Annotated in this window: 14 protein-coding genes and 1 pseudogene; 8 read left to right on the top strand and 7 right to left on the bottom strand. The window is 65.5% G+C overall.

The genetic code is table 11. The features are described 5' to 3' along the window. Nucleotides 1-26: 26 nt before the first annotated feature. Together AU188_RS03940 and AU188_RS03935 are read right to left on the bottom strand one after the other, a co-directional pair. Nucleotides 27-815 carry an SDR family oxidoreductase gene (locus AU188_RS03940; protein WP_059162419.1) on the bottom strand — a complete coding sequence of 263 codons (789 nt, stop codon included), beginning with the start codon at nucleotides 813-815 and terminating at the stop codon, nucleotides 27-29. A 119-nt stretch (nucleotides 816-934) separates the two neighbouring features. After that, nucleotides 935-1,567: a TetR/AcrR family transcriptional regulator gene (locus AU188_RS03935; protein ID WP_059162418.1), complete on the bottom strand. Its 633-nt coding sequence runs from the start codon at nucleotides 1,565-1,567 to the stop codon at nucleotides 935-937. Nucleotides 1,568-1,607: 40 nt separating this feature from the next. On the opposite strand from AU188_RS03935, the gene AU188_RS03930 reads away from it, so the two are divergent. Further along, nucleotides 1,608-2,747, top strand: a complete 1,140-nt coding sequence (locus tag AU188_RS03930) for an ABC transporter substrate-binding protein (RefSeq protein ID WP_059162417.1) — start codon at nucleotides 1,608-1,610, stop codon at nucleotides 2,745-2,747. On the opposite strand, the gene AU188_RS03925 is transcribed toward AU188_RS03930, so the two are convergent. After that, the gene (locus AU188_RS03925) at nucleotides 2,744-3,802 is read right to left on the bottom strand and encodes an NAD(P)H-dependent amine dehydrogenase family protein (protein WP_059162416.1); all 1,059 of its coding nucleotides are present in this window, start codon (nucleotides 3,800-3,802) and stop codon (nucleotides 2,744-2,746) included. The two genes, AU188_RS03930 and AU188_RS03925, sit on opposite strands and share 4 nt — an antisense overlap. A gap of 140 nt (nucleotides 3,803-3,942) precedes the next feature. On the opposite strand from AU188_RS03925, the gene AU188_RS03920 reads away from it, so the two are divergent. Both AU188_RS03920 and AU188_RS03915 read left to right on the top strand, forming a co-directional pair. Next, nucleotides 3,943-5,181 (top strand): cytochrome P450, encoded by a 1,239-nt coding sequence (locus AU188_RS03920; RefSeq protein WP_059162415.1) that lies wholly within the window; start codon nucleotides 3,943-3,945, stop codon nucleotides 5,179-5,181. A 12-nt stretch (nucleotides 5,182-5,193) separates the two neighbouring features. Continuing rightward, entirely contained in the window at nucleotides 5,194-6,249 is a 1,056-nt protein-coding gene (locus AU188_RS03915) for an NAD(P)H-dependent amine dehydrogenase family protein (protein WP_059162414.1), read from the top strand. On the opposite strand, the gene AU188_RS03910 is transcribed toward AU188_RS03915, so the two are convergent. Next, nucleotides 6,242-7,264, bottom strand: a complete 1,023-nt coding sequence (locus tag AU188_RS03910) for a hypothetical protein (protein WP_059162475.1) — start codon at nucleotides 7,262-7,264, stop codon at nucleotides 6,242-6,244. The genes AU188_RS03915 and AU188_RS03910 overlap by 8 nt on opposite strands. A 159-nt stretch (nucleotides 7,265-7,423) precedes the next feature. Here AU188_RS03910 and AU188_RS03905 point away from each other — a divergent pair, with 159 nt between their 5' ends. Further along, on the top strand, nucleotides 7,424-8,266 hold the full coding sequence (locus tag AU188_RS03905) for an SDR family oxidoreductase (protein ID WP_059162413.1): 843 nt from the start codon (nucleotides 7,424-7,426) through the stop codon (nucleotides 8,264-8,266). Nucleotides 8,267-8,268: 2 nt separating this feature from the next. On the opposite strand, the pseudogene AU188_RS03900 reads toward AU188_RS03905, so the two are convergent. Both AU188_RS03900 and AU188_RS03895 read right to left on the bottom strand, forming a co-directional pair. Beyond that, a pseudogene (locus AU188_RS03900) lies at nucleotides 8,269-9,071 on the bottom strand (SDR family NAD(P)-dependent oxidoreductase). 13 nt (nucleotides 9,072-9,084) lie between these two features. Then, the gene (locus AU188_RS03895; RefSeq protein ID WP_059162412.1) at nucleotides 9,085-9,843 is read right to left on the bottom strand and encodes an SDR family oxidoreductase; all 759 of its coding nucleotides are present in this window, start codon (nucleotides 9,841-9,843) and stop codon (nucleotides 9,085-9,087) included. A gap of 173 nt (nucleotides 9,844-10,016) precedes the next feature. Between AU188_RS03895 and AU188_RS03890 the strand changes: the two genes are divergently transcribed. The 3 genes from AU188_RS03890 to AU188_RS03880 are packed head-to-tail and all read left to right on the top strand — an operon-like array spanning nucleotide 10,017 to nucleotide 13,394. Then, nucleotides 10,017-11,243: a cytochrome P450 gene (locus AU188_RS03890; protein WP_059162411.1), complete on the top strand. Its 1,227-nt coding sequence runs from the start codon at nucleotides 10,017-10,019 to the stop codon at nucleotides 11,241-11,243. Nucleotide 11,244: 1 nt separating this feature from the next. Then, nucleotides 11,245-12,300, top strand: a complete 1,056-nt coding sequence (locus AU188_RS03885) for a spirocyclase AveC family protein (RefSeq protein WP_059162410.1) — start codon at nucleotides 11,245-11,247, stop codon at nucleotides 12,298-12,300. Continuing rightward, entirely contained in the window at nucleotides 12,297-13,394 is a 1,098-nt protein-coding gene (locus AU188_RS03880; protein WP_172799388.1) for a dihydrodipicolinate reductase, read from the top strand. The genes AU188_RS03885 and AU188_RS03880 overlap by 4 nt, the downstream gene beginning before the upstream one ends. Here AU188_RS03880 and AU188_RS03875 read toward each other — a convergent pair. Beyond that, the gene (locus AU188_RS03875) at nucleotides 13,391-15,004 is read right to left on the bottom strand and encodes a class I adenylate-forming enzyme family protein (protein WP_059162409.1); all 1,614 of its coding nucleotides are present in this window, start codon (nucleotides 15,002-15,004) and stop codon (nucleotides 13,391-13,393) included. The genes AU188_RS03880 and AU188_RS03875 overlap by 4 nt on opposite strands. A gap of 108 nt (nucleotides 15,005-15,112) precedes the next feature. Between AU188_RS03875 and AU188_RS03870 the strand changes: the two genes are divergently transcribed. Then, nucleotides 15,113-15,661: a nuclear transport factor 2 family protein gene (locus AU188_RS03870; protein WP_059162408.1), complete on the top strand. Its 549-nt coding sequence runs from the start codon at nucleotides 15,113-15,115 to the stop codon at nucleotides 15,659-15,661. Nucleotides 15,662-15,663 lie beyond the last annotated feature (2 nt).

Genomic DNA, 15,663 nt, shown 5'->3' with positions numbered 1-15,663 from the left:
GCGCTTCGTGTGTCACCGAGATCCCCTCACCACTGTCGAAGTTCGGCCACCGCGCCCGACGGTCGAGGAGCCAATGTCAGATAGGGGATGAAACTGCTGTTGCCGCAGGCGAGTACTGAGTGCACCGTCTCGACGAGGTGCTCAGCCTCGACGAGCCCGCCCTGCATGTAGCCGTGCTCCATCCAGTACCGGATGGCGTTCTCCATCGCCTCGGGATCCCAGGTCTTGTTGAACTCCGTCTGCGAGTCGCCTTCACCGCCGAAGCAGTCACCGACCGCGAGCCTGGTGAAGCCGATGTTGGGATGTTCGATGCGCCAGGCCTCGACAAGCTTGTCCAGGGCCGCCTTGGATACCGCGTAGGCGCCGAGCAACGGCCACGGCGTCGAGTACGACGCGCTCAGCGACGACAGGTAGACCGCCGAACCGGCTGCCGCGGCCAGGTGCGGTGCCGCCGCCGCGGTGATGAGCGAGGCCCCGGTGACGTTGGTGGCGAACAGCTTTGCCCACTGCTCGGCGGTCACTTCGGTGAGGGGTGCGAGGACGCCGACACCGGTGGTGTAGACGAGCGCATCCACACCGCCAAACTGCTCGACGACCTCTGCCATGGCCCGCTGGCAGGCATCTCCGTCGGTGACATCGCAGGCGACCGCCGTCGCACCGTTGCCCGCTTCCTCGGCGGCGTTGACCAAGCGATCATGCCGCCGGGCCAGGAAGGCGACACGCGCACCCCTCTTCGCCAGGCCCATTCCGATGCACCGGCCCAAACCCGCCGACGCTCCGACGACTGCAACTCGCAGTGGCGGCGCGTCTGGCATCAGATCTCCTTGGGAAGCGGGCGAAGACACATTATCAGGTTCAGAGAGGAGAGATAATCAGAAAGCGTAAACATACATTTCCGCATAGTAGTGGCGACCATCCGAGGCGCGGCAAAGTGCTACCGCCTTAGCACTTTTCGGGGTTCTGTGGCGAAGCTGAGCAGCAGCCGGTCGAGTATTTTCGCCGCTCGAGCACGCGCCCTGGCCGGACTTCTGGCGTGCGCGACCAGGACCGCGCCCTCCTCGAGCGCTGCTACCAGCATGTGTGTCAACTCGGTGACTGGCAGGTCGTCGATGACGCCCTCGGCGATGGCATTGCGGACCATCTCGTTGATCAGCGCGATGCTGTTGCCCTCCTGGATCGCGCGCAAGGCCTGCCAGCCGAGCACGACGGGGCCGTCGAGCAGCATGATGCGTTGTACCTCGGGCTCCAGTGCCGACTCGAGGAAGCCGTGCAGTCCCGCGCAAAGCCGCTCCCACGAGTCGGTACCGGATGGCGGGGAGGCTAACGATCGCAATGTGAGATCGCGCTCCACCTCTACGAACACCGCTCGGAAAAGCTCGGCCTTGTCTTTGAAGTGGTGATAGAAGGCGCCGCGGGTGCCGACGCCCGAGGTGGTGACCAGGTCGCCGATGCTGGTGTTGAAGTACCCCTTCTCTACGAATAGGGCACGGCCGGCGTCGATGAGGTCACGTCGGGTCTGGTCGCCGCGTGCCCGCCGCTCGGAGTCCGTCCCGCCACGTCTGGCCATGTTGTGAATGCTAGCAACATTCATCTTGTATGTTGCAGGTATGGCAGACGAACGTGCCCGCGCCTTTGGTTCGGTGGCCCCGCTGAAAGTCGGCCTGCTCAACGACTATCCGACCAGAACCGGAACCGATGACGACACGCTGGACACACTGCGGCTGGTTTTCGACGAAGCGGTCGCGGCCGGCGTTGTCGACCGGCCGATCGAGGTGGTTCAGCGCCACGTCGTCGGCCTGCCCAACGGCACGTACCACGCCGTCGAACGCGGATACGACGAGTTGGTCGCCGAAGGCTGCCTGGCGATCTTCGGTCCATACATCTCCGACAACGCCGTGCCGCTGACCGCGCATGCCGACCGGGTGGCCAAGCTTCCCAACATCATCTTGTCGGGGTCAGAGGGCGCCTTGGGCGAGTGGACGTTCGCCCTCAACAACGGGTCGATGCCCGAGGAGCCGGTGATGCTGGCCGCGGTGTTGCTCGGTGACGGAAGGTCGCGGCTCGCCATCGCCTATGAAGAATCGCTGATCGGCAAGGAGTATCTCGCCTTCGCCGAAAAGGCTTACTCCGCCGCGGGTTTGAAGGTCGTGACCGTTGTGGCCATTCCTCAGGTAGAAGCCGACAAGGCGGCGGCGGTCGCCGAACTGCGCGCGGCCGAACCCGACGCCCTCGTGCATGTCGGTTTCGGTCACGGATTGTGGGGTTTCTCGGATGCACTGCTCGCCGCCGGCTGGGATCCGCCGCGCTACACCACCACCGCCTTCGAGATGGCGCACATCAACGCCGAATGGATGCGGCAACTGCGCGGTTGGATCGGGTTGGACAGCTACGACGAGCGCAACCTCGTCGGCCAGGCCTTCCTGGACCGGTTCGAGACACGCTACGGTCGTCGACCGACGAACTCGATGCCCGGGCTCTGCCACGACGTGGCGACCGTGATCGCACGGGGTCTGGGGGCGGCCCGGCCGTTGACCGGGGCGGGTGTCAAGGACGGTATCGAGCAGGTGAAGCTCGTCCCGGCGGCGAGCGGAGCGCCGGGCACGTTCCTGCGGTTCGGCCGCTACATCAGGCAGGGCTGGCTGGGGTCGGATTACCTGATCGCGCGTCGAGTGCTGCCGGACGGGAGCGGCCACGTCTTCCACTCGGCGCCGAGCGACAACATCGCACGCGCGGTCGGTGCCGGTTAGGCCAACTGAATTGCGCCGAATACCGGTGCCGTGACGATTCCCGGCGGCTGCGCCAGCACGTAGGGGACCGCCCGCACGGCGCCCATCGCGATCATCAGATGTCCCGGCTGCGCATGCTGTCCGGTGGGGGCCTGGCCGTCCCACCCGACGTCGAGTGCGAGCTCGAAGCTCGGGGTTCCCCGGATGACCGCGCGGATCAACGGCGACTTCTCGCCGGGAGCGAGCGGCTTGAGTCCCCACTGGGGCAGATCGCGGGTGAGCACCCATTCCTCGTGGATAGCGAGCAGTGGCCGACCCGACCAGTGACCGACCCACGAGAACCGCTGTCCCACCACCGTTCCCGCGTGAATCGTTCCGGCGAGCACCTCGATGTCGTGAGGCAGCGTGGTGGCGTCGACCGTCACCTCGACATGCTCCAGTGTGACGCCGAGGACATCGGCAGTCGCGTTTAGTGCCTGCCGATACGCCATGTCGAGCTTCTTGACGATGGGCGAGTCGACGCTGACGTCTTCGGGTGGTCGGCCCATGCCCATGAGGTCGACGAGCATCGGGCGGCTGTCGACGGCCGACACATCGGTGGCCTCGTAGAGGTCAATGCGGTCGATCGTCTTGCTCAGCCCGGTCACCGTCGCCACTAGGCGTTCGAACATGAATCCGGGATTCTCCCCGGCCGCGTGAAAGCGTGACTGCCCGGCGCGACAGGCCTCCACGAATGCCGCTTCGGTCGCGGCCCCGTAGGTGGGCAGGTGGTTGTAGGACGTCGTGGTGATGACGTTGGTGCCCGACGCCAGGAGTCGGCAAATGTCGTCTGCGTTGGTGTCGACGGCGTGGGCCTTGCTGGCGGCATGGACGACGACGTCGGCGCCCAGCGCGAAGATCTCCTCCTTATCCGCGGTGGCGAGCACCCCCGTCGTCGGCGGCAGACCGCACAGCGCTCCGGCATCCTGGTCCGCCTTTGCCGGGTCGTACACCAGGACGCCGACCAGCTGGAAATCCGGATTTTCGATGAGTTCGGCCAGCGCGGCGCGACCGACCGCTCCGGTTGCCCACTGCACGACTCGAAATGCCAATCGAACGCTCCCGGTTGAATTTTCGCGATGGGCATTGCCCGATACCGGCCCAACCTACAGTATGGAGGTTGCAACCACCAGGGTGTACGTTGATACCCGGCCGACCAGCGGTGAGGAGTCGTCACATGTTCGAGCCGGCGAGCGTCGAGGAGCTCGAACAGAGCATTCGGGACGCGCAGGACAAGTTCAACGAAGGCATGGGCGCCGACGGTGATGCCTCGCCGTATCCGTTGCTCAAGGAACTGCGCGCGCAGGCGCCGGTGCATGCGGGATGGCCGGAGGCGGGCAACGCGGGCAATTCCGGCGACGGGCCGCCGACCTTCACGGCGTACACGTTCGACACCGTCAAGGCGATTTTCACCGACAACATCACCTTCAGCACGCGCTGCTACGAAGACGTCGTCCGGCCACTGCAGGGCCCGACGATCCTCGAGATGCAGGACCCCGAACACGCGGTCTACCGCAAGCTGCACGAGTTCGCTTTCGCCCGATCGTCGATGAAGCGGTGGGACACCGAACTGGTCGGCCCGCTGGTGGACCGGACCATCGCGAAGATCAGGGACAACAAGCGGGCCGATCTGGTCGATGCGGTCTTCATGCCGATTCCGGTACGGGTGATCGCCGCCCTGCTCGGCCTACCCGACTCCGATGTGCTGCACTTCCATCGGCTCGCGATCGACCTGCTCGGCTTCCGCGGCGACATGGACTGCGCGCTGCGGGCGTCGGCGACGATGAAGGAGTATTTCGTCGGGATTCTCGCGGAGAAGCGGGAAGCGCCCAAGGACGACATGGTGTCCATCCTCGCGGGTGCGGAGATCAACGGCGTGAAGATGTCCGACGAGCAGATCTACGGCTTCATGCGAAATCTGCTGCCCGCTGGTGCAGAAACCACGTCACGCTCGACCGCCAGTCTGGCGTATGCGCTGCTCACCCATCCCGATCAGCTCGATGCCGTGCGCAACGACCGTAGCCTGCTGCCGCAGGCCATCGAGGAGGGCATCCGGTGGGAAACCCCGCTGCTCAACTTCATGCGGGAGGTCACCCGCGACACTGAGATCGGCGGCGTCCAGGTCCCCGAGGGCGCGACGATGATGCTCAGTCTCGGCAGCGCCAACCACGACGAAACGCGGTGGACCGAACCGGAGAAGTTCGACATCTTCCGGGAACGCAAGCCGCACATCGGATTCGCCCATGGAGCCCATGTCTGCCTGGGCATGCACCTGGCTCGCCTCGAAACCACCAAGATTTTCAACGCGCTTTTCGACGAGTTGCCCGGGCTGCGTCTCGACCCCGATGCGCCGCCGCCGTACATCACCGGCACGATGTTCCGGTCGCCGCCACGGCTCGACGTGGTGTGGGATTGAGGAGGCATTGACATGGCACGGGTGATCCAGTGGGCGACCGGCGCCACGGGCATGATGTCGCTGCGCCACGTACTCGGGCGTCAAGATCTCGAGCTGGTGGGCGTGCGGGTGTACGACGACGCCAAGGCCGGTGTGGACGCGGGCACGCTGTGCGGGTTGGGCGAGACGGGGCTGCGCGCGACCACCGATCGCGATGAGATCGTCAACACCGAGGCCGACGTGGTGCTCTACATGGGCAAGGTGGAAACCGACACGCCCGGTTGCTTCGCCGACGTCTGCGACCTGCTCGCATCGGGAAAGAACGTGGTGGCGACCGGCAGCAGGTTCATCCATCCGCGGTCACTGCACGAGGCGCTGGCCGACGGCATCGAAAGTGCTTGCGACGCAGGGAAATCGTCGTTTCTCGGGCTGGGTCTGTACCCGGGATTCGTGGGGGAGTCGCTGGGGCCGTTGCTGTCGCGGCTGACGCAGCGGACAAGCCGTATCAGTGTCCGCGAGGTGCTCAACTACTCCACGTATGCCAGTCACGACCTGATCTTCAACGCCATGGGCTTCGGCCATGCACCCGACGACACCACGCCGCTGCTGAGCAACACGGAGTATGCGGCCGGCGCATGGATCGGCAGCGCGACCGTGCTCGCCGAGGCGCTTGGACTGAAGATCCGTTCGGTGCAAGGGTTTCGCGAGGTCGTGACGACACCGCGCGCCTTGACCGTCGCCGCGGGCGAGATCCCGGCGGGCACCGTCGGTGCCATGCGGTTCGGCGTGGTCGTCGACTGCGGCGAGACCACGATGTCGGTCGAGCACCTCACCCGCATGGCCGATGATCTCGCCCCGGACTGGCCGACCGAGATCGGATACGAGGTCACCTTCGAAGGCGAACCGAACCTGCGGCTCCACCTCGAGATTGGTTATCACGGCGAGGATCACGCCAAACAGGGCTGTCTTGCCACCGCCATGCATGCGATCAACGCGATACCCGCCGTCGTCGCCGCCGAACCCGGCCTCTACGACTTGTCCACTATTGCGCAGTTCGTCGCGCACTGGACAAACCGCACGGCTACCTGACGTTGCCGAAGCCCGTATAGCTGCGGATCAACGGCAGATCCGCCATCGTCGCGAAGCCGGCTGGCGCGGCGCAGACGGCCGGGACGGCATTGACGACCTGCATCGCCACCGTGATCAGGCCGGCCCGAACGTGCTCCTCGATCGACGCCTCGCGCGAAAAGCTCGCCAGCGGAAAGAAATGTGTACGCATGGACGGATCGCCCTCGATGGTCAACGTCCAACCGTCCAACGGCTTGGGCCAGTGGCCGGGATATTCACCGCCGACGGTCCAGAGGGTCTCGAACTCGATCAGCGCTTCGCCGTCGCGGTGGCCGACGAAGTTCCAGCGTTGTCCCGCCGTCGTGCCTTGCCGTACCACGTGATCGACGATTCGGAGGTCCCTGCTCGCCGGCACCGTCTCCAGAGTCACCGAGACGTCGTCGATGTCGGCGTTCAAGGTGTCGGAGAGAAACCAGGTCTGCTCGACGAACAACTTCGTCAGGAACCCAAGGTAGGCGTTGGCGGTGGGCGTCACCTCACCGGTCGGCCGGCCGAACCACATTCCGTCGAAGGTGATCTCGGTGCTGTCCCACAGCGTCCAGTCGGCCCGCTCCTGCAGAGTCACCCGCTCGATCGTGCGGCTCATGCCCGACAGCGCCAGCGGCAACACGCCGGACAGATTGCCCGGGTTGAGGCCGCTGCCATGAATGGTGCTGTTGCCCTTCTGGCACGCCGCCATCAACTTCTCCCGGTCGGCGTCGGGAATGCGGCGCGGATGGAACAAGAAGGACGGCGTCGCCACGTCCTTACCGCTCTCGAGAAGCGCGCAGACGTCGTCGAGGTCGGTGAACGACGGCGCGTACAACACGAGATCGGCGTCGAGCGCGAGGATCGCGTCCACGTCGGTGGTGGCGGTGACGCCGATCGGTGCCCTGTTGACGAGCGTGCCGATGTCGACGCCGTCCTTGACGTCGGAATACACGCGTGCGCCGACCAGCTCGAGGTCGGGACGGTGGTCGAGGATGGCGGTGATCATCTCGGTTCCGACGCCGCCGGTGGCCCACTGAATGATCCGCAGTGGACGCGGCTCGGCGGTCACGCGGTCGGCTTCGGGGCCATCACGCTTTACACGGTAACACCGGTGATAACGTGTGTTCTCATATCCGGCAAGTGAAGTTCTCGACAGGAGCGTGCCATGGAGGATGTGCTGGGGTACCAGGGCAAATCGGTCGTCGTGACGGGCGCGGCGTCCGGCATGGGACAGGCGACCGCACAGATCCTCGTCGACCTCGGTGCGACGGTCACCGCACTCGACATCAAACCGACGACGGTTCCCGTCGCGCGTGCGCTGCAGATCGACCTACGCGACCAAGCCAGCATCGACGAGGTCGCGGCGTCCATCGACGGCCCCGTCGACGGGCTGTTCAGCTGTGCGGGACTGCCCGGTCCACCGTTCAGCGAATGGGACACCATCCTCGTGAACTTCGTGGGAGCGCGCCACCTGGCCGAGAGTCTGGTACCGAAGATGACCGAGGGGTCGGCCATCAGCGTCATCTCGTCGTCGGCGGCGATCGGCTGGCAGGACCACATCAAGGTCACCACCGGACTGCTCGAGACCAAGGGGTTCGAGGCGGCCATCGAGTGGCTGACCGCGAACGAGAAGAAGTGGTCGTGGAGCGGTTACGCCTACTCGAAGTACATCATCGACGCGTGGGTGGGCTGGTGGTATCCCGAACTCGGTCGCCGGGGGATCCGGATCAACTGCATCAACCCGGGCCCGACCGAGACGGCGATGATGCCTGCGTTCCAGGACTTGATGGGTAAGGAAACCGTCGATCAGGCCGTCGGGCCGGTCGGACGGTATTCGACTCCGGAAGAGCAGGCCTGGCCCTTGGTCTGCCTGGGCAGCCCGCGGTTCAGTTATGTCGGCGGTGAGGTGCTGTGGACCGACGGCGGCTGGAACGGCGCCATGACGATGGGCCGGCACCAGGCGCAGTGGGCCCAGGCCACCGAACGGATCATGTCCGAGAAGAGCTGACGTCAGATGAAGTCCGAGCCGCCGTCGACGTTGAGCGTGGCCCCGGTGACGTAGCCGTTGCGGCACGACGCAAGATACGCTGTTGCCGAAGCGATCTCCTCGGGCAGGCCGGCCCGACCGATGTCACACGGGTGGCCGAAGGTCCGCTCCACCCAAGTCATCACATCGTGAGGGTCCGCGGAGTCCAGTCCGTCGGCGGCGAGTACATCCTTGAGGATCTCGGTGAAACTCGCGGTCACGATCGTGCCCGGACACACGCAGTTCACGAGGATTCCTTCGGGCCCAAGGCTTTTCGAGAGATTCTCGTGAAACTCGAAAGTGCCGCTTTGGCTGCGGTGTAGGCGACCAGCCGCGGGCTCTGGCGTTGGATCGAGTGCGCCGACAAGGTGACGATGCGCGCCCAGTCGGCGGCGCGCAGCATCGGCAGCGCTGCGCGCACCGACCGGACCGCGGACATGGTGCCCAGGTCGAAGGCGGCGTGCCAGTCGTCGTCATCGAGTTCGTCGAAGCTGCCCGCACCCGGCCCGACTGCATGCACCAACGCGTTGAGACGGCCCCAGGCTTCTTCCACTGCGGCGTATCCCGCCGCGATCGAGGCGGCATCGGCCATGTCGACGCTCAGCGCGAGCACCTCGGGCGCACCGGCGGCGCGGATCCGCTCGGCCGCCGCGTCGAGCCCCTGCTGTCCACGGGCCATGATCGCCACCGATGCGCCCTCGGCGCCAAGCGTTTCGGCGATCGCCAGTCCCATGCCCTTGCTGCCGCCGGTTACGACAGCGGTCGCGCCCTCGAAGCCCAGATCCATTTAGTAGTCCCTTCTATCGACCTTTGCTCATTCGAGGCGCCAGATGCACGATGTCACTGACGACCGTGGGGTTCGCGCGCGACATGGCGATCAACGACAGCATTGCGTTCGCCACGTCGTCGACGGCGGACATTTCCGCCGGAATCTGACCCTCCTGCGCCCACGCCCGATACAGCTCGGCCAGCAGATCGCGGTCCGCGCCGCGGAGGATCTCGGTGCCCTCGGTGGGGCCGACGCTGACCCGGATGACGGCAAGTTCCGGATGTTCGGCACGCCAGGACCGCAGGATCTCGTCCAGCGCAGCCTTACTCGCGTGATAGGCCGCCACACCGGCGCGGGGGCGGCCGACGTCATGGCTCGACGCGACAAGCGCCACCGCATCGTCGGCGAGGTGCGGGAGCGCCGTGCGCAGCACGTGTGACGCGCCGATGGCGTTGACTGCGTACGCGTGCAACCACGTCGTCACGTCGGTCTGTTCGATCAGCGCGAACGGCACCACGGCGCTGGTGAATACAACGGCATCGAGCTGGCCGAGCTTTGTGGCCACCTCGTCGACGACCCGCTCGATCGCGTGCGGATCGGAGACGTCAAGTTCGTGGGCGGAACCGCCTAGCTGCTCGGCCAGTTCGGACAGCAGCTCGGTGCGTCTGGCCGCGAGCGCGACCTTAGCGCCTCTGGCGTGGGCGGCCCGGGCCAGCGCGTGACCGATGCCCGAGGACGCGCCGATAACGAGCATCCGTGCGCCCTCGATATTGGAATGCCGATCGCTCATATGCGGCATTCTCGCATGTGAGAATTGAGATTCTCATATCGCGCTGTCAAATGGTGCCCAGCGATGTCGTGGTGTCCACCCAGATCGCAGATCCGCACATTTGCGGGCAGAATCATGATCTGGGCGCAGACTAGCGACCTCGGGCAGGACCGGCTGGCGGTAAAAGCATCTACATGGCGGCCGGTAACGCCTATTCTCGTCATGTGCCATACAGGGTGAAGGTTGACCCCTACTACGACCCATTTGACTTCGACATCGACGATGACCCCTACCCCGTGTGGAAGCAGTTGCGGGATGACGCACCGCTGTACCACAACGACAAGTACGGCTTCTACGCGTTGAGCAGGTACTCAGACGTCGTCCGCGAGTTGGTGAATTGGAAGGACTATCGGTCCGGCAAGGGCACCACCGTCGAGATCATCCTCAACGGGGTGGACGTGCCGCCGGGAATCATTCTCTTCGAGGACCCTCCCGTCCACGATTTGCACCGGCGGCTGTTGTCAGGAGTCTTCACGCCGCGTCGGATGGCTGCCATCGAACCTCTGGCCAGAGAGTTCTGCCGGCGCGCCCTGGAGCCGTTCGCGGACGCCGGTGGCTTCGACTTCATCGCCGACCTGGGTGCGTGGATGCCGATGCGCACCATCGGTTACCTGATCGGCATACCGGAGGACAGGCAGGTCGCGATCCGCCAGAACACCGACCGGATGCTGGCGCTCAAGGACAGTGGGCCCGTCGAGGTGGCCGACGACATGCTCACCAGCACCGGCTCGATGCTCGAGGAGTTCATCGACTGGCGTTACGACCATCCCTCCGACGATCTGATGACCGACCTGGTCAACGCCGAGGTGGAGGAAACCGACGGCACCCGGCGCCGGCTCACGCGCGGCGAGGTGCTGACCTACACGGGCACGGTCGTCGGAGCGGGCAACGAAACCACCACGCGGTTGATCGGTTTCGCCGGACAGCTCCTGTCTGACCACCCAGAGCAGCGCCGCGAGCTCGCGGTGGATTTCAGCCTCATTCCCGGCGCGATCGAAGAGGTGTTGCGCTACGAGGCGCCCTCACCTGTGCAGGCCCGCTATGTCGCACGTGATGTCGAACTCCACGGCCAGAGGGTCGCCGAAGGCTCGGTGATGCTGCTGCTCAACGGTTCTGCCAACCGTGATGAGCGGCAGTACCCCGACGCCGACCGGTTCGACATCCACCGGCAGGCCACCCACCTGTCCTTTGGGCACGGTATTCACTTCTGCCTGGGCGCCGCGCTTGCGCGGATGCAGGCGCGTGTGGCGCTCGAGGAAGTACTCATCCGGTGGCCGGACTGGGAAGTCGACTACCAGGCGGCCAAGCGCGCGCACACCACCAGTGTCAGAGGCTGGGCAACCCTCCCGGTGAGCGTGTGAGATGACGAATATCGTTGAAAGCGAACCGAATTCCGGATCTGCCGAAGCGACCGCCCCCGGGTTCTCGCCGTGGCCCGCCAGGATCGGGTGGGGCCTGTTCTTCACCGCCTACCTGGTTTTCGCGATCGTGACGATCGCGACCGTTCAGTCGGGTTTGCACGAAGACCCGACGAGGAGCAACCCGAATCCCGGTCCCGCCCCGTACCCACCGTTCCTCGGCTTCGACAATTGGCCGCTCGCCGTCTCCATCAGTTCGATCCCGATGGCAATCGGTCTGATCGCCGTGCTGGGGTGGCTGTCCTGGCGACAACGCAAGGTGCACTGGGCGGTCATCATCGCGTTCGCCGGGCTCATCACCGGTGCGCTGGACCCACTCGCAAACTGGGCGACATTCGCGATCTTCGACCCGCGGATGCTGCACTTCCCGTTCTCGTGGTGGTATGTCAACATCTCGCCGAATCTTGAACCGGCACTGGCATTCCTGGGCGGCTACGCGGCATACTACCTGCTCAACGGGCTTGGCTTCCTGAAGCTGCACGACCGGCTCCTCGACCCACTGATGCGGCGCGCCGGTTGGTTGGCAACGCACCGGCTGGTCCGGGTGTTCATCGGCGCGACGATCATCGCTGTCCCCATCAACGGCATGATCCAGTTCAGCTGGATGCGGGCCGGGATCTTCTTCTACACCGAAGCGGTCGGACCGGTGCTACAGATCGGCCACATCCACTTCCCGCTGATCATGGCGGTCTACGACGCCGTGATCTTCGGCATGGTCGCGGTGATGTGCGTGCGCGACGAGGATGGCGAACTGGTTCTGATCAACCGCATCGCGCGTTCGTTGCCCGGCCGGCCGAAGGTGACGCTGACCCGGCAGCTGCTGATCTCGATGACAGTGGGCCTGGTGTCGTTCGCGGTGCCGTTGGCGTTGCTTGCCGGGCTGCGGGAAGCGGGTTTGTCCCGGCCGGCCTTCGACCAGAACCCATACCCGAATGTGAACCTCTACGACCCATACGGGCATCTGGAGGACGCCGGAAAGAAAGGACCGTTCTACCGATGACGAGTGAGCGCAGTGGACGTTACCGCGTGGTCCACGTCGGAACCGGGCTGACTGGCCGCGAGGCGTTGCGCGCGGTGATCGATGACCCGGCGCTCGATCTCGTCGGGGTGAAGGTCTCGACGCCGGAGAAGGTCGGCATGGATGCGGGCCAACTGTGCGGTGGAGCGCATACCGGTGTTGCCGCGACGGATGACGTCGCGGCAGTCCTGGCGTTGAAACCCGACTGTGTGGCCTACTGTGCGACCGCCGTCCGGCGCGACGAGGAGGCGATCGCCGATATCGCCGAATACCTTGAGGCGGGCATCAACGTCGTGACGATCTCCACCATCCCCATGGTCTATCCAGCCGCAGCACCCACAGAATGGCGCGAGACGTTGGAAAGGGCAGCGGTCAAGGGCAATTCGACGTTCTACGCCACCGGCAGTGAGCCGGGATTCAGCAGCCTGAACATTCCCACCGCCCTGCTCGCGGGGGCGGGCCGCGTCGACTCCTATCGGATGGACGAGTACGCGCTCGACTTGGACAACTCCTACCCGATCTGGGACGTACTACACGAGTCCATGGGATTCGGAAAGCCGGACGGTCACGTGCCGGTCCGCATCGCATCCGGAAAGGTGGACAAGGACTGGGGCACCGTGGTGCGCTACCTCGCCGACATCCTGGGGTTCGAACTCGACGGAATCGAACTGGACTGGGAGACGCCGCTTGCGCCCTCCGACCTGCAGACGGCCATCGGGGTGATACCTCGGGGAACGATTTGCGCGCATCGATGGCAACTCGCCGGGATCGTCGACGGGCAACCGGCCGTCGCGGTCCAGTACTTCGCCACGGTGAGCGCCACGCCGTGGCCAGAGCAGTGGCCGAAGCCGTCGCGTGCGGGCCAAGGCGGAATGGTGTTCCGCGTCAACGGCTCTCCGAGTATGAGCCTCGAGTTGTATATGGAGCAGTCGGCCACCGACCGGGTGAATCCCGGTGTCGCAGCCACCGCGATGGCGGCGGTCAACGCGATACCCACTGTCGTCGAGGCGCCGCCCGGTGTGATCCCCAGCCCGTTAGCGGGACCGTCGGTCGTCACCCGGCGATCCGGCGGTTAACCGCCATCTGACAAGAGACCGCTCAGCTGGTTCGCAAGGTCGGACTTCTTGACCTTGCCCGTGGCCGTGAACGGCAGCGCATCCTTGCCCGTGACCCAAATGAACTTCGGCACTTTGTAAGCCGACAGGCGGCCACGGAGGTCCGCCGTCAACTCGTCGGGATCCAGTTGCGCGTCAACGCGAGGCACCACCGCGGCGGCCACGATCGTTCCGTTGTGCCCGTCCTCGACGCCGACGACATACGCTTCGAGGACGCCGTCGCACCCAGAGAGGGCCAGCTCCACCTCACCCGGCGTGACGTTGGTTCCGCCGCCCGTTTTGATCAGATCGCCCAATCGGCCGGTGAACTTGATCCAGCCGTCGTCGTACTGGACTCCGCGATCGCCCGTCCGATAGTAGCCGTCCGGCGTGAAAACATCCTCGCGCTCGCGTTTGTACAGTCGCTGCATCAGCGAGTAGCCGCGCACCCAGATCTCGCCATCGGTGCCCGGCGGGACGGGTTCTCCCGTCGAGGGATCGACCAACAGATGAGACAACCCCTCGATCGAGTATCCGCCCGTCTGGCGGCGATCGGCGGGCTGCGCGGGATACGGATCGACGCCGATGTGGTTGCCGCACAGTTCAGTCATGCCAAGCGCATTGGGGCCCTTCGGCCGGCGTTCCGGCGGCACCATCGCGGGCATGCTGGTGCGCTGCACCGAACTGAGGTCGCGGTGCGCGAAGTCGGGGTGCTCGGCCAGCGATTTGCCCTGTTGTGGCCAACCCAGCGCGATCGTGGCGCGATGACGTTCGACCAACTCGAGCGCCTCGGCAGCGTCGAACGCGGGCTGGGTGACCAGCGTCGCGCCGTGGTGAATCACCGCGTGGATGCCGGTGATCAGCCCGCCGACCCAGAAGAACGGCATGGCGGTGAACATCACCGTGTCGTTCGTGACGCCGTAGTGGAAGGTCAGCTTGTAGGTGTGTCGCACCAGCGTGCCATGGGTGTGCACAGGGCCTTTCGGGTCGCCGGTGCTTCCGGAGGTGTAGATGATCATCACGTCATCGGCCGGTGTCACGCAGGATTCGACATCGTCCAGGAACTCCGCGTTGTGTCCCGCCGCGAGGTCGGCGGGAAGAATCGTCGCCCACGGGCGGTCGCACCGTCCCCAAACCGCGATCGTGCGCAGATAGGGCGCTCGGCGGACGGTGAGCCTGCCGGGGGTGTCCTGGTCGGCGAGTCCCGGTAGCGCCTCCTCGAGGCGGCCGAGGAAGTCGTGGCCGCGAAAGCCCGACTGGGCGAGGATCGCGCGCAGATCGGCATGGCGGGCCGTCCACGCCAGTTCCGAGGCCTTGTAGAACGTGTTCAGCGGCACCGCGACCGCGCCGATGCGCGTCGTCGCGAACCAGGCGATCGCCCACTCGATGCCGTTGGGCATCAGGATCCCGACGTGGTCACCCTTGCCGAGGCCCTCGGCCAGCAGCGCCGTCGCCAACTGCGCCGACCTCAGATCGAGGTCGGTGTAGGTCAGCGCCTGACCGTCGGCGATCAGAAACGGTTTGTCCCCGAACCGCGCCGCACACGACCTGACGAGGGCGGGGATCGTAGGCGTGATGGTCGGGAAGGGCACGGCTGGAAGGTCCTCTCGGAGGGGCTCGCCTCAACAGGATAGCCACCCTTGCCGGAAAACGAGAATACCGGTTCTCACTGGCTGCGCCTTGGCCATTACACTGCAGCCATGTCGCCGTCGGACCGGCTCGATCGACTGGAGTCCAGCTTCGAGATCGCCCAGTTGCCCAGCCGCTACGCCTTGGCGCTCGATGCGCGCGATCTCGACGCCCTGGTGGCGCTGTTCGTCGACGATGTCGAGGCCGGGTCCGAGGGCAGCGGTAGGGCGGCTCTCAAGCGGTGGTACGACGGCGTGCTGCGCAGGTTCTATCGCAGCATCCATCTGATCTGCGGACAGGTAGTCGATTTCGTCGATGCTGACCACGCGACCGGGTCGATCTACTGCCGGGCCGAGCATGAGAACGGTGACGGCTGGTACGTCATCACGATGCGGTACGACGACGTCTACGAGCGGCGCGACGGCCGTTGGTTCTTCGTCAAGCGACGAGAGCATCCGTGGTACTCCGTGGACGTGACCGAGCGCCCGGGACCGGAGTTCATCCGATGGCCCACCGACGTGCCTCTGCGCGCGGCGATGCCGCATCGGATGCCGACGTGGCGGGCATTCTGGGAAAGGGGTGACCCGGCGGTCCCCGCACGGCTGTCCCGGCGGCCCTAGTG

It is taken from the genome of Mycobacterium sp. IS-3022, assembly GCF_001500065.1.
In the GTDB taxonomy this organism is placed as follows: domain Bacteria; phylum Actinomycetota; class Actinomycetes; order Mycobacteriales; family Mycobacteriaceae; genus Mycobacterium.
The sequence above is the reverse complement of the archived record's forward strand: the minus strand, read 5'-3'. Positions and strand labels throughout refer to the sequence as shown.

Coding starts and splice junctions, on each gene's coding strand:
- AU188_RS03920 (WP_059162415.1), top strand. CDS start 3,943: ATGTTCGAGCCGGCGAGCGTCGAGGAGCTCGAACAGAGCATTCGGGAC.
- AU188_RS03930 (WP_059162417.1), top strand. CDS start 1,608: ATGGCAGACGAACGTGCCCGCGCCTTTGGTTCGGTGGCCCCGCTGAAA.
- AU188_RS03890 (WP_059162411.1), top strand. CDS start 10,017: ATGGCGGCCGGTAACGCCTATTCTCGTCATGTGCCATACAGGGTGAAG.
- AU188_RS03880 (WP_172799388.1), top strand. CDS start 12,297: ATGACGAGTGAGCGCAGTGGACGTTACCGCGTGGTCCACGTCGGAACC.
- AU188_RS03895 (WP_059162412.1), bottom strand. CDS start 9,843: ATGAGCGATCGGCATTCCAATATCGAGGGCGCACGGATGCTCGTTATC.
- AU188_RS03905 (WP_059162413.1), top strand. CDS start 7,424: ATGGAGGATGTGCTGGGGTACCAGGGCAAATCGGTCGTCGTGACGGGC.
- AU188_RS03910 (WP_059162475.1), bottom strand. CDS start 7,264: ATGATCACCGCCATCCTCGACCACCGTCCCGACCTCGAGCTGGTCGGC.
- AU188_RS03915 (WP_059162414.1), top strand. CDS start 5,194: ATGGCACGGGTGATCCAGTGGGCGACCGGCGCCACGGGCATGATGTCG.
- AU188_RS03885 (WP_059162410.1), top strand. CDS start 11,245: ATGACGAATATCGTTGAAAGCGAACCGAATTCCGGATCTGCCGAAGCG.
- AU188_RS03940 (WP_059162419.1), bottom strand. CDS start 815: ATGCCAGACGCGCCGCCACTGCGAGTTGCAGTCGTCGGAGCGTCGGCG.
- AU188_RS03870 (WP_059162408.1), top strand. CDS start 15,113: ATGTCGCCGTCGGACCGGCTCGATCGACTGGAGTCCAGCTTCGAGATC.
- AU188_RS03935 (WP_059162418.1), bottom strand. CDS start 1,567: ATGGCCAGACGTGGCGGGACGGACTCCGAGCGGCGGGCACGCGGCGAC.